The sequence below is a fragment of the Microbacterium sp. ZW T6_19 genome (assembly GCF_044987465.1).
In the GTDB taxonomy this organism is placed as follows: Bacteria; Actinomycetota; Actinomycetes; order Actinomycetales; family Microbacteriaceae; genus Microbacterium; species Microbacterium natoriense_A.
The window spans coordinates 76710-96225 of the sequence record NZ_JBJDRH010000011.1; the positions used below are offsets into that span (position 1 = coordinate 76710).

The following is a 19516-nucleotide window of genomic DNA, read 5'->3' on the forward strand; positions in this document are numbered from 1 at the left end:
TCACGACTTGCTCACCAGCGTCAGCACGTCGTACGTCGCGACGGTCTCGTCCTTCTGGTTGCGGATGACGGCATCCCATCGCACTTCGCCGTACTCGTCGGTCTCGCGAGGCGTGATCTGCTTGGCCGTGAGCTCGACGCGGATATCGTCGCCGGGGGAGACGGGAGTGAGGAATCGCAGATGCTCGAGTCCGTAGTTCGCGAGCACAGGTCCGGGCGCAGGGTCGACGAACAGGCCCGCTGCCCACGAGACGAGCAGATAGCCGTGCGCCACCCGCCCGGGGAAGAACGGGTTCGCCGCCGCGGCCTCCTCGTCCATGTGTGCATAGAACGTGTCGCCCGTGAAGTGCGCGAACGTCTCGATGTCGTCCAGCGTCACCTCGCGGGAGCCGGAGGCGATCTGATCGCCCACACGCAACTCGGCGAGGGACTTGCGGAACGGATGCCGGTCGCCGCTGCTCGTCGCAGCGCCGGCGTGCCAGACACCGGTGAGCGCTGTCAGCATCTCGGGTGAACCTTGCACGGCGGTGCGCTGCATGTGATGGTGCACGGCACGGATGCCGCCCAGCTCCTCGCCGCCGCCGGCGCGGCCGGGCCCGCCGTGCACGAGGTTCGGCAACGGCGAACCGTGGCCGGTCGAGGAGCGGGCGTCATCGCGGTCGAGCAGCAGCATTCGTCCGTTGAACGGCGCGATGCGCCCGGCGAGTTCGACCGCCTGTGCCGGGTCGTGCGTCGCGATGCTCGTGACGAGAGATCCGCCGCCGCGCGCGACCAGTGCCGCCGCCTCGGCCGTGGTGTCGTAGGTGAGCAGGGAGGACACGGGGCCGAAGGCCTCGACGGAGTGCACGGCATCCGTCTGCGGGTCGGCGAACCGCAGCAGCACGGGAGACACGAAGGCGCCGTTGGACGCGGGTCCGGTACTGCCATCCACGAGGCGCACCTCGGGGGTGTCCGTCGAGCCGACGACGATCTCGCCTCCGGCCTCCTGCAGCTCCCTGATCCGACGGAGCACCTCGTCGCGCTGGGCCAGAGACGCGAGCGGACCCATCGTCACGCCCTCGGCCCGTGGATCGCCCAGTACGGTCTTCTCGGCGATCCGAGCCCGTACGGCGGCGATCACGGCATCCGCCGACGCCGTGGGTACGATCGCACGTCGGATCGCCGTGCACTTCTGCCCGGCCTTGGTGGTCATCTCCGTGACGAGCTGACGCACGTAGGCATCGAACTCCGGTGTGCCTTCGGCCGCGTCCGTGCCCAGCACCGAGGCGTTGATCGAGTCGGTCTCGGCGGTGAAACGGACGCCGCCCGTCTGCACCGCGGGATGGGCCTTCAGCGACTCGGCGGTCGAGGCGCTGCCCGTGAAGCCCACCAGGTCTCCGAGGCGCAGGTTCTCGAAGAGCCCGGGCACGCTGCCGCTCACGAGCTGCAGCGAACCATCGGGAAGCAGCCCCGACTCGATCAGGATGCGCACCATCGCCTCGGCGAGGTAGCCCGTGGGCGTGGCGGGCTTCACCAACGTGGGCATGCCGGCGAGGAACGCGGGAGCGAACTTCTCGAGAGACCCCCACACGGGGAAGTTGAAGGCGTTGATCTGCACCGCGACGCCGGGGAGGGTCGTGTAGATGTGGCGGCCGAGGAAGGATCCGTCCTTCGACAGCGGCTCGACAGGACCGTCGATGTGCACCGTGCCGTTCGGCAGCTCGCGCCGCCCCTTGCCCGAGTACGAGAACAGCACGCCGATGCCGCCGTCGATGTCGACCCAGGAGTCGGTCTTCGTGGCGCCGGTGCGCGCGGAGAGCGCGTACAACTCGTCCTTGCGCTCGGTCAGCGCGAGCGCGAACTGCTTGAGCAGCACCGCGCGCTGGTGAAACGTCAGAGCCGCGAGCGCTGCGTGCCCGGTGGCCCTCGCGTAGTCGAGGGCGCCGGCGAGATCGAGCCCCTCGGTGGAGACACGGGTGATCACCTCGCCTGTCGAGGAATCCCGCACGTCGGTTGCGCGGTCGGGGGACGACGGCGTCCACCACTCGCCCCGGATGTAGCTCGGCAGGTAGTCGGTCATCTCTCCTCGTTCCATTCGTAGAATCCCTGACCGCTCTTGCGGCCCAGCTTGCCCTCGGCGACCATCCGGCGCAGCAGCTCAGGCGGGGCGAAGCGCTCGCCGAAGGCGCGCTCGAGCTCCTCGGCGATCCCGAGCCGCACGTCGAGACCGACGATGTCGGTCGTGCGCAGCGGACCGGTCGGATGCCTGTAGCCGAGCGTCATCGCAGCGTCGATGTCCGCGGCGGAGGCGACGCCGTCCTCCAGCATCCTGATCGCCTCGAGGCCGAGCATGACGCCGAGGCGCGATGAGGCGAAGCCGGGAGAGTCGCGGACGACGATGGGCGTCTTGCCGAGGGCGCTGACCCAGACACGGGCGCTGTCGATCACGTCTGGCGATGTCGCCGAGCCCTGGACGATCTCGACCAGTGCCGACGCGGGCACCGGGTTGAAGAAGTGCAGCCCGAGGAATCGCTCGGGGCGCAGGCGCCGCGAGGCGAGGTCGTCGATCGAGATCGAGGAGGTGTTGCTCGCCAGAATCGCGTACGCGGGCATGGCGGCTTCGGCGCGAGAGAGAGCGGTCTCCTTGAGCGTGCGTTCCTCGGGCACCGCCTCGATCACGAGATCGCACTCACCGAAAGCGGTGGCGTCGGTGCCCGTGTCGAGGCGGGAGCGGAGCTCGGTCTCGTTGAGACCTCCGTCGCGCTCGACGGACCGGCGGATGCTGTCGCCGACGCGGTGGGCCGCGGCAGCCGCGCTCTCGTCATCGCGTTCGACGACGCTCACGCGGGACCCGGCCAGCAGGAAGGCGTGCGCGATGCCCGCACCCATGCGCCCGCCGCCGAGCACCCCGACCTGCGCGGGAGCCATCGGCTCGCGGCGTTTCGTCTCGCTCAACGACCCGTGGATTTCCTCAGTTCCGGTCGTTGAGCGAGGAGCGGAGCGACGAGACGAAACGCTCGTCTCCTGCGTCGAGGTCGGCTCGCTCTCACTTCGCCCGGTCATCGATTCGCCTTTCGTTCGAGGAAGGCGGTCATCCGGCGATGTTTCTCCGGCGACTCGAACAGCTCGGCCTGCAGCTCGAACTCGATGGCCGGATGCTGTGCGCGAGGGGTGCGCAGGGCGCGCTTGGTGTGCTGCGTGGCGAGCGGGTCGTTCGCGGCGATCCGGTCCGCGATCGCATGAGCCGCGCTCATCAGATCCTCCGCCGGATGCACGGCCGACACGAGTCCCCATTGCACGGCCTCTTCGGCATCCAGCATCCGCCCGGTCAGGAGCATCTCGCTCGCTCGTGCCGCTCCGACGATCTCGGGCAGCCGCCAGGCAGCCCCGGCGGCGGCCATGATGCCGAGGCCCGTCTCGGGGTTGCCGATCTGCAGAGCCGGTGTGGCGATGCGGATGTCGGCGGCATAGGCGAGCTCGCCGCCGCCGCCGAGAGCGTAGCCGTCGATCGCAGCGACGACCGGCATCGGGAGCTCGCTGACCCGGATGAACGCCGTGGCGTTGATGCCCCGCCGTGCATCCTCCGCCGTACGGTCTCGCAGCTGCGCGATGTCGGCTCCCGCGGCGAACACGCCGCCCGATCCCGTGAGGATCAGGGTGCGAGGGTGGGATTCGAGAGAGGAGCACAGGGCGTGCAGCGCGTCGATGGTGTCCTGATCGATCGCGTTGCGCTTCTCAGGGCGGTCGAGCGTCGCGACGACGCGGTCGGTATGCTCCTCGATGCGCAGGGTCATCACACGCGCTCCACGATCATCGCGGTGCCCTGGCCCACGCCCACGCACATCGTGGCGAGACCGTAGCGGACGCCCTCTCGTTCCATCCGCCCGAGCAGGGTGACGACCAGTCGCGACCCGCTCGACCCCAGCGGGTGGCCGAGTGCGATCGCCCCGCCGTCGGCGTTCACGATCGCGGGATCGAGGCCGAGTCGGCGGATGCATGCGAGGGACTGCGATGCGAAGGCTTCGTTCAGCTCCACCGCGCCGAGATCGGCGACCGTGAGTCCGGCCTTCTGCAGGGCCTTCTCCGTGGCGGGTACGGGGCCCAGTCCCATGATCTCCGGCGCGAGTGCGGCCGTCGCCGATGCGACGATCCGCGCACGCGGGCGCAGCCCGTGTCGCTCCACGGCATCCGGGCTCGCGACCGCGATCGCCGACGCCCCGTCGTTCAGCGAGCTCGAGTTGCCCGCCGTGACCACGGCGCCGCCGCCGACCACTGGCCGCAGCCCCTCCAGAGCCTTGAGAGACGTGTCGCGGCGCGGCCCTTCGTCGACCTCGACGGAGCCGCGGGGGGTCTCGACGGCGACGATCTCGGCGGCGAATCGCCCGGCGTCGATCGCCGTGACAGCGCGCCGGTGGCTCGCCAGCGCGAAGGCGTCGGCATCCGCTCTGCTGATCCCGTCGACGCGCGCCACCTCTTCTGCGGTCTCCGGCATCGAGAATGTGGCCTTCTCGCGCGCCGCCAGTCGGGGGTTCGTGAACCTCCAGCCGATGGAGGTGTCGAAGGCGTCTCCGGGTTTCGCCCAGGCGCGCGCGGGCTTGGCCTGCACCCAGGGCGCCCTCGTCATCGACTCGACGCCTCCCGCGATGATCGCGTCGGCGTCGCCCGCGCGGATCGCCTGAGCCGCGATCGTGATCGCGGACATGCCCGACGCGCACAGCCGGTTGACCGTCATCCCGGGGACCGTGTCGGGCAGACCCGCCAGAAGCACGGCCATGCGGGCGACGTTGCGGTTGTCCTCGCCGGCCTGATTCGCCGCTCCGAGGATGACCTCGTCGAGCGCGTCGACCGGCAGCCCCGCCCGTGCCATGGCTTCTCCGACGACGAGCGCCGCGAGATCGTCGGGGCGGACGCCCGCGAGTGCTCCGCCGTACCGGCCGATCGGCGTGCGCACACCGCCGACGAGATAGGCCTCGGACATCGTCATCCTCTCGATCGTCGACGCTGGCGTATTTCCAGACCGATCGTTCAGGAATACGATCTCAGATCGTCTCGGGAATGGCAACTCCTCGGCGGTGCCAGACTGGACGACATGTCACAGACCGAACTCGGGGCGCCGACGCCCAAGCGGGGACGCCCCGGATACGACCGTGAGCAGGTGCTCGCGGTCGCGGTCAAGGTCTTCAACGAGCACGGCTACGACGCGACCAGCGTGGCGGATCTTACTGCGGCGCTCGGGCTCACCAAGTCGGCCCTGTACCATCACTTCGACTCCAAAGCCGCGATCCTCGAACTCGCTCTGAACGACGCTCTCGACGGTCTCGAGCAGGTGGTCGACGACGCCGAGGCGCGGCATCCGCTCGCCTCCGATCGGCTGCGCGCGATCGTGCGCGGGGCCGTGCACGTTCTCATCGCGAAGCTGCCCTCGGTCACGCTGCTGCTGCGCGTACGCGGCAACAGCGAGGTCGAGACCACCGCGCTGCGGCGTCGCCGCGACTTCGACCAGCGGGTGACCGCGATCCTCGCCGAGGCGCAGAGCGAGGGGCTGATCCGCGACGACGTCGATGCGGCCGTCGCGACGAGGCTGATCTTCGGCATGATCAACTCGGTCGTCGAGTGGTACCGCCCTGGTGGACCGGTCGACCCGGACGAACTCGGCGAGGACATCCTGCGCGTGACCCTCGACGGGCTGCAATCGCGCTGATCGCGGCTCTCTGGGAGGGTCCCGGTGATCGCCATGGGCGTCGGGCGGCGCTTGCTGTCGGATCGGGAGCGTTTCCGGCGCGGGGTGCCACCTCGGTGGGGGAGGGCTGCGGATGCTGCTGCGGGTTCAGTCCTCCGCAGGTGCGACCCGCGGCGGCCAGACGGCCGCGCCCAGTTCGCGCGAGATGTTGCGCGCGGTCTCGCGCAGCGCACCGAGGACGTCGTCGGATGCCGGCGCCTGAGACGTCGGCAGCACGACAGCAAGAGCGGCCACGATGTCGCCGCGAGCGTCCGCGACGGGGGCGGCGACCGACGATTCGCCCAGGACGGCTTCGTCGGTCTCGCTCGCGCTGCCGCGCTCGGTGATGGCGGGGAACTCGAGCGTGAGGCGGGCGACGTCGGTGATCGTGTCGCCGGTGAGGCTGCGCAGAGGGCGTTCGAAGACGGTCTGCTGGAAACCGACGTCGTAGGCGAGCAGCACCTTTCCCATCGCCGAGGCGTGCGCGGGGATGGCGACCCCGGTCTCGAGCATCTGCTGGCTGTCGTCGGGGCGGAGACTGTGATGGATCACGAGCACGTCGGCGAAGTGCGGCGCACCCAGGCGCACCGACAGGCCGGTGCGCCTGGCGAGATCCTGCGTCCAGCGCATCGCCCGCGCCCGCACGTCGAGCGTGTCGAGGTACACGTTGCTCAGTCGCAGCAGGGTAGGGCCGAGCATGTACCGCTGCCCCCCGCGCTCCTTCGCGACGAGTCCATGCTCGCGCAGGGACTTCACGATGCCGTGCACCGTCGACGGCGGAAGATCCAGCGCCAGAGCCAGATCGGTGATGCCCAGATGACGGGCTCCTTGCAGCAGTTCGAGCACCTTCGCGGCACGGTCGATGGCCTGGATCATGCGCGGTCCCTCCTGCCCGGATCGTCGTCGAGCCGGGCTCCTCGATCGGGGGTTGACAACCCGATCGAGTCCGAGCATATTCGACATTGACGAAAAGCTTTCGAATTCTCACCGAATTCGACGTGGCCGAGATCAAGGGAGATCGAACGATGAAAAAACTCATCAACAACCCGGCAGACGTGCTCATCGAATCGCTCAGAGGAGTCGCTGCGGCGCACCCCGAGCTGTCGGTCGATCTGGAGACCAGCGTCATCACTCGAGCCGAACCGAAAGCCCAGGGCAAGGTCGCCGTCGTCTCGGGCGGAGGATCGGGACACGAGCCGCTGCACGGCGGATACGTCGGCCTCGGGATGCTCGACGCGGCCGTCGCCGGTGAGGTGTTCACCTCGCCGACGCCTGATCGCGTGCAGGCGGCGACGAAGGCCGTGGATCGCGGGGCCGGCGTGCTGCACATCGTGAAGAACTACACGGGAGACGTGCTTAATTTCGAGATGGCGGCCGAACTCGCCGAGATGGAGGGCATCGAGGTGGGCACGGTCGTCGTGGACGACGACGTCGCCGTGCAAGACTCGCTCTACACCGCCGGCCGTCGCGGCGTGGGCCTCACTGTGCTGCTCGAGAAGATCGTCGGCGCCGCCGCGGAGGAGGGGCAGGATCTCGCCTCAGTCACCGCCCTCGCTCAGCGAGTGAATGGGCAGGGCAGATCGATGGGCATGGCGTTGACGAGCTGCACGGTCCCCGCGGCGGGGAAGCCCACCTTCGACCTCCCTGAGGACCAGATGGAGATCGGCATCGGCATCCACGGCGAGCCCGGTCGCCATCGCGAACCGCTCGCCCCGGCGTCCGAGATCGCTCGTCAACTCGTCGAGCCGATCCTCGCCGACCTCGATTTCGCAGGCCCCGCGATCGTGATGGTGAACGGCATGGGCGCGACCCCGCAGATCGAGTTGTACCTGATGTACGCCGAGGTCGCCGCCTTGCTGGAAGCGGCGGGCGTGCAGATCGTGCGCAACCTGGTCGGCAACTACATCACCTCTCTCGACATGGCCGGATGCTCGGTCACGGTCCTGAAGGCGGACGACGAGATCCTGCGCCTGTGGGACGCACCGGTCGTCACCCCGGGCCTGCGGTGGGGCGCCTGATGGGAGCGGTGGAGACGACCACTCTGCAGGACTGGATCTCGCGATTCGGCGCTGCGATCGCAGAGAAGCGCGAGTGGCTCACCGAACTCGATTCGGCCATCGGCGACGCTGACCACGGAGCGAACATGGCGCGCGGCATGACAGCGGTGAGCGAGAAGCTCGGCGCGGGGGCGCCAACGGGCATCGACGATCTGCTGAAGACCGTGGGAATGACGTTGGTCAGCTCGGTCGGTGGCGCGAGCGGACCGCTGTACGGGACCTTCTTCCTGCGCATGGGCATGAGCGCGGGTGCCGTGACCTCCCTTGACGGACCTGCGCTCGCCGCGGCGCTGCGAGCGGGGCTCGAGGGGATCGTCGCCCGGGGCAAGCCCGAAGCGAGGGACAAGACCATGTTCGATGCGATGGCACCCGCGGTCGACGCGCTCGACGAGACGTTGGCCTCGGGCGCCTCGGTGGTCGAGGGCGCTCGGGCTGCGGCCGACGCAGCCGCAGCCGGCCGAGACGCGACCCTGCCGCTCGTCGCGCGCAAGGGGCGGGCGAGCTATCTGGGTGAGCGCAGCGCGGGTCACCTCGACCCCGGCGCGGCGTCGACGGCGATCCTGTTCGCGACGCTGGCCGACGCGATCGCGGGCGCATCCTGATGATCGGCATCGTCGCCGTCTCTCACAGCGCTCGGCTCGGGGAGGCGGCGCTCGAACTCGCCCTGCAGATGGTGCCGGGCGGAGGAGTGCAGGTGCGCGTGGCGGCGGGGGCGGGAACGGATGCCGACGGTGCGCCGATTCTGGGCACGGATGCGGCAGCGGTCGCCGCGGCGATCGACGAACTGGCGGCGGACTGCGACGGCGTGCTCGTGCTGATGGATCTGGGTTCCGCCGTGATGAGCGCCGAGATGGCGCTCGAGTTCCGGATGAGCGACGTCCCGGTGCGGCTCGTGCCGGCGCCGTTCGTCGAAGGGCTTCTCGCCGCGGTCGTGTCTGCGGCGGCAGGGGGAACTCTCGACGCCGTCGCCGAGGAGGCCACGGCCGCGCTCGCCGCGAAGACCGGGCAGCTCGGAGAGCCGGAGCCGGGCGCACCTACCTGGTCGTTGAGGGAGGAGCGCAGCGACGTCCCCTCCCGGTCGTTGAGCGAGGAGCGCAGCGACGAGACGAAACGCGGTGACACGACGTCGAACTCGTCTTCACCGCGTTTCGTCTCGCTGCGCTCGCTCAACGACCCGCAAGGGGCAGGGCGCACGTTCCGCACAGTGACGGTGCGCAATCCGCTCGGCATCCACGCTCGGCCCGCAGCCCTGATCGCGGAGGCATCCGCCGGTGCGGACGTCCGCTTGCGCAAGCTGCCGGACGGGCCGGAGGCCTCGGCCGCGAGCCTTTCCCGCTTGCTGGTCCTGGGCGCGCGGCAGGGCGACGACATCGAACTCTCCGCATCCGGCGACGATGCCGAGCAGGTGGTGACACGCCTGGCGGCGCTGTTCCACGACGGATTCGGCGAGGGCACCGCTCCGGTGGCGCCGAGGCGTCAGGCGGAGCCCGCCGATGAGCGCGTGCCCGTCGCGGCCGGCGCCGTGCTGCGCGGCCGCGGTGTGAGCGCGGGCGCAGCCGCGGCATCCGTGGTGCATCTGGCCCTGCCGCTGCCGGAGCCGCCCTCCGACATCGTGATCGCGCCGGCCGACCGCGAGTCCGAGGTCTCAGCCATCGAATGGGCGGCCGTGGCCGTCGCCGACGAACTGCGCTCGCGCACCGCCGGTGCGTCGGGGGAAGCCCGCGACATCCTCGACGCCTCCCGCCTGCTGGCCTCCGACCCGGAGCTCGTCTCCGAGGCATCGGCTCTCGTGCGCACGAACGGGCGCAGCGCGGCACGCGCTGTGTGGGAGACCGCCGCCGTGCACGAGAAGAATCTGGCGGCGCTCGGGGGACGCATGGCCGAGCGCGCGGCCGACATCCGCGACGTGCGCGACAGGATCATCGCCGAGATCCTCGAGGTCGAGATGCCTGGCGTGCCCGATCGCGACGAGCCCTTCGTGCTCGTCGCGTCCGATCTCGCCCCGGCAGACACCGCCGCCCTCGAAGGCGGATGCTGCGTGGCTCTCGTCACCGAGCAGGGCGGACCCACCTCGCACACGGCGATCATCGCGCGGTCCCTCGGGCTCCCCGCCGTGGTCGGAGTGATCGGCGCGACCGGCATCGCGGTCGGCGCGACCGTGCTGGTCGACGGAGACCGCGGGACGGTCGAGGTCGACCCTTCCCCGTCGAAGATCCATGCGGCGAAGGCTGCAGGCATCGTGGTGCCGTTCGACGGCACAGGGAGCCTGGCCGACGGCACCGAGCTGCCCCTGTTCGCGAACGTCGGCGGTGCCGCGGATGCGGTCGCCGCTGCAGTCGCCGGTGCCGAGGGCGTAGGCCTGTTCCGCACCGAATTCTGCTTCCTCGACCGAGCCGAGGCTCCGACCGTCGACGAACAGGTCGCCGCCTACCGCGGAGTGCTCGCGGCATTCCCCGACCGTCGCGTCGTCGTGCGCACACTCGACGCCGGTAGCGACAAGCCGCTGCCCTTCGCGAACTCCGAGCACGAGGACAACCCGGCCCTCGGGGTGCGCGGGCTGCGCGTCGCACGGAGATCGCCGGCACTGCTCGACGATCAGCTGCGGGCGCTCGCGCTCGCCGCGGAGCAGGAGGATGCTCTGGTCGACGTGATGGCGCCGATGGTCGCGACCGTCGACGAGGCCCGCGACTTCGCGAGCAGGGCCCGCGCGGCAGGGTTGTCGCGCGTCGGGATCATGATCGAGACGCCGGCCGCGGCGCTGCTCGCCGCGGAGCTGTTCGAGATCGTCGACTTCGTGAGCCTGGGAACCAACGACCTCGCTCAGTACACGCTCGCGGCCGACCGGCTGCTGAGCGAGCTGGGCGACCTCAACGACCCGTGGCAACCGGCCGTGCTGCGCTTGATCGGTGCCGTGGGCGAGGCGGGCCGACAGGTCGGCCGATCGGTCGGCGTGTGCGGCGAAGCGGGCGGCGATCCGGCGCTGGCGCCCGTTCTCGTGGGGCTCGGCGTCACGAGTCTGTCCATGACGCCACGGGCGCTCGGGCGGGTCGCAGCTGCCTTGGCGCAGAACACCTCGGATCAGTGCCGTGAGGCTGCCGCGGCGGTGCTCCTCGCGGCGACCGCCGACGAGGCGCGGGCCGCGGCATCCGCTGTTCTCGGCCGCTGAAGGCGGCGGATCCACCGGCATCCGGAAGACGAGGCTCGCCTCCTGCCGGCGCAGATCCTTCGCACTCGGACATCTGCGGCGCGCTCCTCGACAAGTGCGGATGAAGGGGGCATCCGACAATGAGATGAGGTCGACGACCCGGCCTGCGCCCCGCTCGAAGGAGAGTCCTGATGTCCGATTCCGCCGCATCCGCAGCCGCCGTGCTGCTCGACCGCATCCAGGCGCCCGAGGGTTCGGGGCGGGAGATCCCGGATGCCGCGACTCGCGAGATCATCGGCCGTGCGCCCGTCGATTCGGTCGCCGAGCTCGACGAGGCGATCGCCCGTGCCAAGGCGGCTCAGCCTGCATGGGAGGGCTCGGGTCACGAGAAGCGCATCGAGCTGCTGCTCGCGGCTGCTGACGCGATCGATGCGAACGCCGAGGCCCTTGCGTACATCCTCTCGCGCGAGCAGGGCAAGCCGCTGAACGGTCCGAACGCCCGTTTCGAACTCGGCGCCTGCTCGGCCTGGCTGCGCACGAATGCGGCGATCGCGCTCGAGTCGCAGGTGCTCGTCGACGACGAGAACCTGCACGCCGAGCTCGTCTACAAGGCGGCCGGCGTCGTGGGCGCGATCGGACCGTGGAATTGGCCCCTCATGATCACGATCTGGCAGATCGGCCCATCGCTGCGCATGGGCAACACGGTCGTCGCCAAGCCGAGCGAGTACACGCCGCTCAGCGTGCTCGCGATGCTCTCGGTCATGAACGAGGTGCTGCCGCCCGATGTCCTCATCGGCATCTCGGGCGACCGTGAAGTCGGCGCCCGCCTGGCCTCGCACCCCGACGTCGACAAGATCATGTTCACCGGCTCGACGGCGACCGGTCGCCGCATCATCGAGAGCTCGGCGGGCAACCTCGCCCGCCTCACCCTGGAACTGGGCGGCAACGACGCGGGCATCGTGCTGCCGGGGACGGATGCCGCCGCGATCGCACAGGATCTGTTCTGGGGCGCGTTCATCAACACCGGCCAGACGTGCGCCGCGATGAAGCGGCTCTACGTGCACGACTCGGTGTACGACGACGTCGTGAACGCGCTCGGCGAGATCGCGGCATCCGTTCCGATGGGCAACGGACTCGACGAGGACAACGTCCTCGGGCCGCTGCAGAACAAGGCGCAGTTCGACATCGTGATCCGCCTGGTCGAGGACGCCAAGGCGCGGGGAGCCCGCGTCGTCACCGGGGGCGAGAGCGCTCCCGAACTGGGCGAGCTGTTCTACCGCCCGACGATCGTCGCCGACATCTCCAACGACGCGGATCTCGTGCAGGAGGAGCAGTTCGGTCCTGCCCTGCCCGTGATCCGGTACTCCGATGTGGACGAGGCGTTTGAGTGGGCGAACGGCGTCGACGTCGGTCTCGGGGCCTCGGTCTGGTCGAGCGACCCCGACGCTGCACGGGAGGCCGCGACCCGCATGCAGTCGGGAACCGTCTGGATCAACTCGCACGGCGGACTGCACCCGATGGTGCCGTTCGGTGGTGTGAAGAGCTCGGGCTACGGTCTCGAGTTCGGCGTCGAGGGCCTCAAGTCCGTGTCTGTCACGCAGGTCGTGTCCGGCCCTGGCCGGAAGGGCTGAGCCGTGCGCTCTGCGATCGTCGTAGGAGCGGGCACTTCGGGCGCGATCGTCGCGCGGCGTCTGGTGGATGCCGGTGTGGTCGTCACCCTGATCGAAGCGGGAGGCTATGACACGAACCCGGCGATCCACGACCCCTCGCGTGCGGGGGAGCTGTGGCACTCCGCGGAGGACTGGGATTTCTTCACCGTTCCCCAGGAACATTCTGCGGGGCGCCGCCTGCATCTGCCGCGCGGAAAGGTCACCGGCGGATCGCACGCGCTGAACGCCATGATCTGGGTGCGGGGTGCAGCATCCGACTACGACGGCTGGGAGCGCGACGGCGCCACAGGCTGGGGCTGGTCCGAGGTCGAGCCGGTCTTCGACGCGATCGAGAACGACCTGCTTCCGGTCACGGACGATTACCCGCTGTCACCGGTCCAGGCGTCGATCATCGATGCTGCCGTGCAGGAGGGACTGCTGCGCAACGCGAACTACAACGGCGGCACCCTCGACGGCGTCTCACAGGAGCAGGTCACGATGCGCGACGGCCGCAGGGTGAACACCTGGATGGCCTATGCGCAGCCGGTGGCCGACAGGCTCACGATCGTCACGGGCCGCGAGGTGCACTCCGTGATCGTGGAGGAAGGACGAGCGCGGGGAGTCCGGTTCGAGGACGGCGACGAGCTGCGGGCCGACGAGGTCATCCTCTCGGCGGGTGCTCTCGGCTCCCCGGTGATCCTGCTGCGCTCGGGGATCGGCCCGGCGGACGAGCTGACGGCGCTGGGGATCGCTGTGGTGCAGGATTCGCCCCAGGTCGGCAAGAACCTGCACGACCACCTGCTCTCACCGGTGATCTTCACGACGCAGCGCCCGGTGGGTCCGCCGCAACCGGGGGTGTCGGTCACGCAGACGCACCTGTTCTGGCGCAGTCGTGCCGGACTCACCGAGCCCGACACGCAGCCGCTGCACTTCTCGGTGCCGATGTGGGGTGAGCTCGAACCGCGTGGGGACGACGGTTTCACGCTCATGGCCGGTCTCGTCACGCCGCACAGCCGGGGGTCGCTGACCCTGTCGGGGCCCGGCGTGGCGGACCTGCCGCTGATCGACCTGGCCGCGCTCGCCGACCACCGGGATCTCGCTGCGCTCGCCGCATCCGTGCGCCAATGCCGCCGCATCGGCGCACGACCGGCGCTGGCGGAGGAATGGGGCGCGAGCGAGGTGTACCCCGGCCCCGAGGTGGCCGACTCCGACGTGGAGGACTGGGTTCGCCGCACCGCGATCACCTACCACCACCAGGTCGGCACCTGCCGGATGGGAACCGACCCCGGGGCGGTCGTCGATCCGCAGCTCCGCGTGCGCGGCATCGAGGGGCTTCGTGTGATTGACGCCTCGGTGATGCCGACCGTGCCGACCGGCAACACCAACGCCCCGGCCGCGATGATCGCCGAGCGCGGCGCGAGGTTCCTGCTGGGGGAGTGACCTCACCCCGCGTCTCTCACCCCGCGTCTCTCCCGATACCCCCACTTACTGCCGAGACCCCCACATATTCGCGTCAACAGGTGGGGGTCTCGGCAACAAGTGGGGGGTTCGATGTGCCGCGCGGAGAGGGCCGCGCGAGGATGTGGGCACGGTGGCAGGGTCTACGGAGGGCGGATGCCGAAGGCGCGAAGTCGCGCGCTGAGGATGTCAGGAGTTCGGATGTGCGAAGACTCCCAGCGGCCGAAGCCCCACCCGGTGACGCCGCGCACGGCATCCTCCCGTCGCTTCTCCGCCATCACGATATCCTCGATCGCGGCGCCGCCGGTCATGGTCGGATTGGAGTACTTGCCCCTGCCGTCGAACTCTCCGAAGCATCGTGATCGCTCGAATGCGAAGTCCAGCCAATAGGACTCGCCGTCCGGGCCGATGATGTGCTCCTGCAGCCCCACAGACCGGAAACCGAGTCGGTGCAGCTGCAGGCGGCTCACGCTCTCGCCGGGGAGCTGCGCCCTGCCGTCCGCGAACGAGATCACCTCCCTCGCCTGGCGGATGCCACGAGTGGAGACGGCGTGAGCGCGCCCGGAGAGCACATCGCGCCAGGTTCCGGCGAGCGCGGCATCCTGGTGATGCCCGTCGATGACGGCGACGCGACGGAGGGCCGCATCGGCCGCGGCGACCGCCGCCTCTCGGTGCATCGTCGCGGTGATGTCGAGAACCGTGCGGTCGAGCGATGTGCAACGGATGCCGTCGATGGCCGTGATGTCCTCGGCGGGCACAGTGACGTCGTGCCAGTGGATGCCCATGCGATTGCGCGTGTGACGTCGTCCGTCGATGGCCGCGTGGACCTGTCGCGGCACCGTGCGGTACAACGGGAGACCATGCAGCACAGCCGCGGAAACCCCGATGAGCAACGGGCCCGGCGGTGCGGAGTTCATCTCCACGGCGACGACCTCGAGAAGGTGTCGTCCCTCGCTCCACAGGTCGTTCCAATCGTGTACGTGCACGTAGCGGCCTCGACGCACTCGGCGCAGCTCACCGGAGTCCACGCGCGCACTCAACTCACGATCCGTCAGACCGGTCGCGCGCAGCTCATCGCGAGAGAGGAGCAGACCGCGTGCGGCGGGGACGGTGAGCGTGCGCATCAGCACATCATTCGGCATCCGACCGGTCGCCGGTGTCCGTCAGCCGCATCCTGTGGATGCTTTCCGCTACCGACTCATCTGTGCAGGAGCAGTGCGCTCGCCCGTTGCATCGCCGACACCCCCACTTGTTGCCGATACCCCCACGTACTTGCGTGAATAGGTGGGGGTCTCGGCAACAGGTGGGGGTCTCGACAGAGACGGAGGGGGAGGGGGAGGGGGAGGGGCGGGAACCTCAACCCGAGTACACCTCGCGTCCGGCGAACCACGTCGACAGCACACGCGCGTCGATGATGCGGTCGGCGGGGCCCGCGACGGCATCCCGGTCCAGCACGACGAAGTCGGCGGACTTGCCCACCGTGATCGATGCGGTCTCGGTGTCCAGGCCCATGGCCCGAGCGGCGTTGATCGTGAACACCGCGAGCGCCTCCTCCGCGGTGATCGCCTGCTCGAGCCACAGGGTCCCCGGCGCGCGCCCGAGAGGGTCGGCGCGGGTCACGAGTCCCTGCATCCCCTCGAGCGGGTTCGGGGACTCGCTCACCGGCCAGTCGGATCCGCCGGCGACGAGCCCACCCGCGTCGATGATCGAGCGGTTGGGCTGCGAGTGCTCTGCTCGGTCGCCGAGCACGGCGGCGAGAGCATCAGGGATGACGCCCGGGTACCAGATGAACGGCGAGATGTCGGCGCTCACACGGAGGTCGGCCAGGCGACGGATGTCTTCGTCGGCGAGGAACTGTCCGTGCGCGATCTGGAAGGGAGCGTCCGCGAAGCCCTCAGAGCGGAGGCGCTCGATCACATCGAGCAGCAGCCGCGCCGATCCGTCGCCCGTGGCGTGCACCTTGGCGCCGAGACCGCGCTCGGCCACCCGCCTGAGCCAGTCGTAGAGCTCGTCGAAGGACATCGTCGTGGTGCCGTGGAAGTGCGCGCCGTGCGCATCGTCCGGAAGATACGCGTCGATGAACAGCGCGGTCCGAGCCGGGGGCACGCCGTCGAGGAAGATCTTCACGAAATCCGGACGGTGATGCGTGGTTCGGAACTCCTCGCCGCGGTCGATCAGCGCGTCGCCGATCGTGTCGAATCCGAAGATCTCGTCGTTGATCGTGAGGCTCGAGACCACCCAGGCGTTCAGCTCGCCGGCCTCATCGAGCGTCTTCAGGGCGCCGAGGATCTCGAGCGATGCCGCAGCATCCTGGAACGCCGTGACGCCGAAGCCGTTCAGCAGCTCCACGCCGCGCCGCGACGCCTGCCGATGCTGCTCGGTGGACAAACCGCCGGCGCGGGCGTGCGCCTGCGCGACCAGGACTCCGGCGGCCTCGAGGAGCACGCCGGTCGGCTCGCCGTCGACGGCGTCGAGCAGAGTCACGCCATCGGCCGGGATCGTCTCCTTCGCGATGCCCGCGAGTCGCAGCGCCTCGCTGTTCGCCCAGCGGTTGTGATGGCTGTCGTCCGAGAGCATGACCGGGCGTCCGCCGGCCGCCTCGTCCAGCCGCCGTCGCACCGCTGAGCTGTTCAGCTCGTCCATGAGCGTGCTGGCCCAGGACCCGCCGGTGACCCAGGCGCCCTCGGGGAGCGTCGCTGCGCGATCCCGCACGAGATCCAAGATCTCGTCCAGACCGAGAGACGTTCCGAAGGAGAGCTCGAACAGATCGGTCACCCCGGCGACCGCGTGGTGGTTGTGCACATCGACGAATCCGGGATACACGGCGGCACCGTCGAGATCGCGCACCTCGGTGCGCCGCCCGCGGAACGCCTCGATCTCCGACGCCGTGCCGACGGCGAGAATCCGGCCATCGCCGACCGCGATCGCCTCGGCGAGAGGGTTCTCGAGGTCGACCGTGCGGACGGTCGCGCCTGTGAGGATGAGGTCGGCGATGGTCGTCATGTTCAGCGCTCCAGGGCGCGTGCCGGATCGTACTCGACGGGGTGGACGGTGTTCGACAGCAGGCGTCCGTGGGCGCCGAAGGTGAAGTGCGTCGGGGCGGTGCCCGACTCGTCCCAGCCGAACAGCACGCCGTGCGAGCGGATCGCCTTCTGATCGCGGTGGTCGGCGATCGTCACCGAACCGCAGGGAATGACCTTCTCGCGCCAGGTGAAGACGTAGATGCCGGGGCGGACCTTCCACACGGTGTTCGCGTCGGTGTCGGCGAGCCCCTGCTCGGGGCCGGCGAGACACTGCCAGGTGTACCAGTGCGGCGACAGGTAGACGTGCTCGTACGCGTGGGTGCTGGAGTACACCCACAGCACGCGGCGGCCGATGAGCTCCTCGGTCGGGGCCGGCGCTTCGCCGCGCGTCTCGATGCCCTCGATCAACCCGGGAACGAAGACCATCTGCACGGCGGTCTTACCGGGAGAGGCCTGCCCGAGGATCGAGATGACCGAGAGCGCGTGGCCGCTGGCGAGGTCGAGGATCAGGGTGACGGCCTCGTTCGGCAGGTACTTGTGGTGGAACTGCGCGTAGAACAGGTCGTCGGCGACCTCGATCACCTCGCAGTCGTCTGTGTCCTCTGCCGGGGCGGTCTCGTCACCGGTTCCGGGTTCGTACTTCCAGCTGACGGTTCCGCGGCCGAACGTGTGCGTGACTCGGGTGCCGCGATCATCGACCACGGTGAACGTGCGGCCGTCGAGCGCGTCGCTGAGCTCGGCCTTGCTGGCGTCGAAGCCCGGTGCGAGGCCGTCGAGCGGCAGCCAGGTGGAGGTGTCGGACAGGTTGACTACATCAGCCATGAGGGTTCCTTCGTGGGTGGGGGTCGGATGCTGTGCGGTTCGGAAGATGGGGCGAGGACGCTCAGCGCGTGCTGAACTTCTCGAGGTCGGTGGCGAGGCCGTCGTACACGGCCGGCCGAGACTTCTTCAGGTAGACGCCGTACACGATGCCGCCGATCACGGCGAGCACCAGAAGCAGCGGCATGAGGCGGATGGCGAGCTCCTGCGAGCCGGCGACGATGTCGAAGTTCACGACCGCGAGGATCGAGATCGCCGCGATGCCGAGGAAACCGATTCCGGGGGCGATGAAGGTGCTCCACCACCTCGGGTCGCCCTTGCGGCGGAAGTACACGACGATCGAGATCGCGGCGAGGCCCTGCAGGATCAGGACGCTCAGGGTTCCGAATCCGAGCATCGCCGGCACCAGCGTGACGATCGGATCGGCTCCCGCGATCGCGAAGATGATCGCGACGACGGCGGCGAACGACGCCTGCACGATGCCGGCGAGCTGCGGGGCTCCGCTCGCGCGGGTGCGGGCGAGAGCCTGGGGCAGAATCCGGGCGCGGCCGAGCGAGTACAGGTAGCGGCTCGCCGAGTTGTGGAAGGCGAGCATCGCGGCGAACAGGCTCACCAGCAGCAGGATCATCATGACCGTCGTGAGGGGCCCACCGAGGTACTGCTGCGACAGCGTGAAGATGAGGTCGCCGGTGGGCAGATGCTCCAGGGCCGTGGCCTGCGCCTGGGCGACGCCGGTCGCACTGACGACGGCCCACGTCGTGACACCGAGGATGACGCCGATCGCGATGATCGCGGTGTAGGTGGCACGCGGGATCGTGCGCAGCGGCTGCTTGGCTTCTTCGCTGAACAGCGCGGTGGCCTCGAACCCCAGGAAGCCGGTCGCGGCGAGGAGCATGCCGATCGGCAGCGATCCCGAGAACACGGACTCCGGGCTGAACGCGGCCACGTCGTAGCCGGTCTGCACCAGCACCGACACATCGAAGACGACGAGCATCAACGTCTCGAGCACGAGGCACACGCCGAGCACCTTCGACGAGAAGTCGACGCCGATGCGTGCCAGCACGAAGCAGACGACGATCGACGCGAGTCCCCAGATCAGCCAGTGCACGTCGAGTCCGGTGAGGTCGCGGATGATCGTCTGCATGAAGAAGCCGCTCGTGCCGATCGTGCCGACGACGAAGAAGTTGTAGCCGAGGGTCGCGATGAGTCCCGCGATGAGACCGCCGGTGCGGCCGAGGCCCTTCACCACGAAGGCGTAGAAGCCGCCGGCGTTCACCAGTTGCTTCGACATCTGCGCGTAGCCGATCGCGAAGAGCAGGAGGATCCCCGCGACGAGGAAGAAGGACATCGGAGTGCCGCCGCCGTTGCCGAGTGCGACAGCCAGTGAGGCGACGACGACGATGCCGGTCAGCGGTGCGACGGCCGCCAGCACGAGGAAGACGATCCCGGCGACGCCCAGGGCACCGGGACGAAGAGCGGTGTGCTCGGTGGGCGGTGCAATCGAATCAGCCACGGCGACTCCTTTGTTCGGTGACGGCCGTGGGTTCGGAGAGCCTGCGCACGGCATCGACGACGAGGGGATCGTCGATAGAGCGAGTCTGCTCCGACGGCACTCGTCGCGCTTGACGCTGAGCGAAGGACGATGGTGCCAGGGTGCACAGCAGCGTC

At 69.5% G+C, this 19516-nt stretch carries 15 protein-coding genes and 1 pseudogene; 7 read left to right on the plus strand and 9 right to left on the minus strand.

Annotated elements, in window-relative coordinates; translation table 11 throughout:
- The 4 genes from paaZ to ACI3KT_RS15755 all read right to left on the minus strand — a co-directional run bounded on the left by paaZ (position 1) and on the right by ACI3KT_RS15755 (position 4956).
- The gene (paaZ, locus tag ACI3KT_RS15740; protein WP_404905488.1) at positions 1-2058 is read right to left on the minus strand and encodes a phenylacetic acid degradation bifunctional protein PaaZ; all 2058 of its coding nucleotides are present in this window, start codon (positions 2056-2058) and stop codon (positions 1-3) included.
- Entirely contained in the window at positions 2055-2906 is an 852-nt protein-coding gene (locus tag ACI3KT_RS15745; protein ID WP_404905533.1) for a 3-hydroxyacyl-CoA dehydrogenase family protein, read from the minus strand. Before ACI3KT_RS15745 ends, paaZ begins: the two co-directional genes overlap by 4 nt.
- A 131-nt stretch (positions 2907-3037) precedes the next feature.
- Complete coding sequence (locus ACI3KT_RS15750) at positions 3038-3772, minus strand: enoyl-CoA hydratase/isomerase family protein (RefSeq protein WP_404905490.1); 735 nt, start codon at positions 3770-3772, stop codon at positions 3038-3040.
- On the minus strand, positions 3772-4956 hold the full coding sequence (locus ACI3KT_RS15755; RefSeq protein ID WP_404905534.1) for a thiolase family protein: 1185 nt from the start codon (positions 4954-4956) through the stop codon (positions 3772-3774). Before ACI3KT_RS15755 ends, ACI3KT_RS15750 begins: the two co-directional genes overlap by 1 nt.
- 111 nt (positions 4957-5067) lie before the next feature.
- On the opposite strand from ACI3KT_RS15755, the gene ACI3KT_RS15760 reads away from it, so the two are divergent.
- The gene (locus ACI3KT_RS15760; protein WP_404905492.1) at positions 5068-5679 is read left to right on the plus strand and encodes a TetR/AcrR family transcriptional regulator; all 612 of its coding nucleotides are present in this window, start codon (positions 5068-5070) and stop codon (positions 5677-5679) included.
- 126 nt (positions 5680-5805) lie between these two features.
- Here the strand turns inward: ACI3KT_RS15760 and ACI3KT_RS15765 are convergent, their stop codons facing one another.
- The gene (locus tag ACI3KT_RS15765; RefSeq protein ID WP_292906501.1) at positions 5806-6573 is read right to left on the minus strand and encodes an IclR family transcriptional regulator; all 768 of its coding nucleotides are present in this window, start codon (positions 6571-6573) and stop codon (positions 5806-5808) included.
- A gap of 149 nt (positions 6574-6722) precedes the next feature.
- On the opposite strand from ACI3KT_RS15765, the gene dhaK reads away from it, so the two are divergent.
- The 6 genes and pseudogenes from dhaK (at position 6723) to ACI3KT_RS15795 (ending at position 13988) form a co-directional block, all read left to right on the plus strand.
- Positions 6723-7715, plus strand: a complete 993-nt coding sequence (gene dhaK / locus ACI3KT_RS15770) for a dihydroxyacetone kinase subunit DhaK (protein WP_307295465.1) — start codon at positions 6723-6725, stop codon at positions 7713-7715.
- The gene (gene dhaL / locus ACI3KT_RS15775; RefSeq protein ID WP_404905494.1) at positions 7715-8356 is read left to right on the plus strand and encodes a dihydroxyacetone kinase subunit DhaL; all 642 of its coding nucleotides are present in this window, start codon (positions 7715-7717) and stop codon (positions 8354-8356) included. The genes dhaK and dhaL overlap by 1 nt, the downstream gene beginning before the upstream one ends.
- A pseudogene (locus tag ACI3KT_RS15780) lies at positions 8356-9177 on the plus strand (HPr family phosphocarrier protein); the annotation flags it as partial. The gene dhaL and the pseudogene ACI3KT_RS15780, both read left to right, overlap by 1 nt.
- A gap of 99 nt (positions 9178-9276) precedes the next feature.
- A complete protein-coding gene (gene ptsP / locus ACI3KT_RS15785) occupies positions 9277-10920 on the plus strand; it encodes a phosphoenolpyruvate--protein phosphotransferase (RefSeq protein ID WP_404905535.1) in 1644 nt (547 codons plus the stop codon).
- Between the two features lie 170 nt (positions 10921-11090).
- Positions 11091-12530 carry an aldehyde dehydrogenase family protein gene (locus ACI3KT_RS15790; protein ID WP_404905496.1) on the plus strand — a complete coding sequence of 480 codons (1440 nt, stop codon included), beginning with the start codon at positions 11091-11093 and terminating at the stop codon, positions 12528-12530.
- Between the two features lie 3 nt (positions 12531-12533).
- A complete protein-coding gene (locus ACI3KT_RS15795) occupies positions 12534-13988 on the plus strand; it encodes a GMC family oxidoreductase (RefSeq protein ID WP_404905498.1) in 1455 nt (484 codons plus the stop codon).
- A gap of 161 nt (positions 13989-14149) precedes the next feature.
- On the opposite strand, the gene ACI3KT_RS15800 is transcribed toward ACI3KT_RS15795, so the two are convergent.
- From ACI3KT_RS15800 to ACI3KT_RS15815, 4 genes are all read right to left on the minus strand, one after another.
- Entirely contained in the window at positions 14150-15130 is a 981-nt protein-coding gene (locus ACI3KT_RS15800; protein ID WP_404905500.1) for a hypothetical protein, read from the minus strand.
- 232 nt (positions 15131-15362) lie between these two features.
- Positions 15363-17009: an amidohydrolase gene (locus tag ACI3KT_RS15805; protein WP_404905502.1), complete on the minus strand. Its 1647-nt coding sequence runs from the start codon at positions 17007-17009 to the stop codon at positions 15363-15365.
- Positions 17010-17011: 2 nt separating this feature from the next.
- The gene (locus tag ACI3KT_RS15810; RefSeq protein WP_292906515.1) at positions 17012-17851 is read right to left on the minus strand and encodes a molybdenum cofactor biosynthesis F family protein; all 840 of its coding nucleotides are present in this window, start codon (positions 17849-17851) and stop codon (positions 17012-17014) included.
- Between the two features lie 61 nt (positions 17852-17912).
- Entirely contained in the window at positions 17913-19361 is a 1449-nt protein-coding gene (locus ACI3KT_RS15815) for an APC family permease (RefSeq protein ID WP_404905504.1), read from the minus strand.
- Between the last annotated feature and the right edge of the window lie 155 nt (positions 19362-19516).

Coding starts and splice junctions, on each gene's coding strand:
- paaZ (WP_404905488.1), bottom strand. CDS start 2,058: ATGACCGACTACCTGCCGAGCTACATCCGGGGCGAGTGGTGGACGCCG.
- ACI3KT_RS15745 (WP_404905533.1), bottom strand. CDS start 2,906: ATGGCTCCCGCGCAGGTCGGGGTGCTCGGCGGCGGGCGCATGGGTGCG.
- ACI3KT_RS15750 (WP_404905490.1), bottom strand. CDS start 3,772: ATGACCCTGCGCATCGAGGAGCATACCGACCGCGTCGTCGCGACGCTC.
- ACI3KT_RS15755 (WP_404905534.1), bottom strand. CDS start 4,956: ATGTCCGAGGCCTATCTCGTCGGCGGTGTGCGCACGCCGATCGGCCGG.
- ACI3KT_RS15760 (WP_404905492.1), top strand. CDS start 5,068: ATGTCACAGACCGAACTCGGGGCGCCGACGCCCAAGCGGGGACGCCCC.
- ACI3KT_RS15765 (WP_292906501.1), bottom strand. CDS start 6,573: ATGATCCAGGCCATCGACCGTGCCGCGAAGGTGCTCGAACTGCTGCAA.
- dhaK (WP_307295465.1), top strand. CDS start 6,723: ATGAAAAAACTCATCAACAACCCGGCAGACGTGCTCATCGAATCGCTC.
- dhaL (WP_404905494.1), top strand. CDS start 7,715: ATGGGAGCGGTGGAGACGACCACTCTGCAGGACTGGATCTCGCGATTC.
- ACI3KT_RS15790 (WP_404905496.1), top strand. CDS start 11,091: ATGTCCGATTCCGCCGCATCCGCAGCCGCCGTGCTGCTCGACCGCATC.
- ACI3KT_RS15800 (WP_404905500.1), bottom strand. CDS start 15,130: ATGCGCACGCTCACCGTCCCCGCCGCACGCGGTCTGCTCCTCTCTCGC.
- ACI3KT_RS15805 (WP_404905502.1), bottom strand. CDS start 17,009: ATGACGACCATCGCCGACCTCATCCTCACAGGCGCGACCGTCCGCACG.
- ACI3KT_RS15810 (WP_292906515.1), bottom strand. CDS start 17,851: ATGGCTGATGTAGTCAACCTGTCCGACACCTCCACCTGGCTGCCGCTC.